Raw genomic sequence first — 255 nt, 5'->3', positions numbered from 1 at the left:
TCATGCTCGTGCTCCTGATCATCTTCCTGATCACCACCCCGGTGATCACCGACGTGGTCAAACTCAAGCTGCCGGCAGAACGCAACCAGGTCTACAAAACCAAACCGGAAAACATCACCATCTCTGTAAGCAAAGACGGTGACATTTACTGGAACGGCGCGATCCGTCCGCTGGCCGGAGGCACAGAAGCCCTGTTCGACCAGCTGAAAGTGGAATCGGTCAAACAACCGCAACCGGAAGTGCACATCCGTGGCG

The 255-nt window shown here is 55.7% G+C and carries 1 protein-coding gene; it reads left to right on the top strand.

Translation table 11 applies throughout. From position 1 onward, the window contains the following. A partial coding sequence (locus KDM89_RS22280; protein WP_212689904.1) for an ExbD/TolR family protein occupies window positions 1–255 on the top strand: 255 nt, incomplete at both ends.

It is taken from the genome of Cognatundibacterium luofuense (genome assembly GCF_018139685.1).
GTDB classification, from domain to species: Bacteria; Pseudomonadota; Gammaproteobacteria; order Burkholderiales; family Burkholderiaceae_D; genus Undibacterium; species Undibacterium luofuense.
This window is presented reverse-complemented; position numbering and strand designations above follow the sequence as displayed.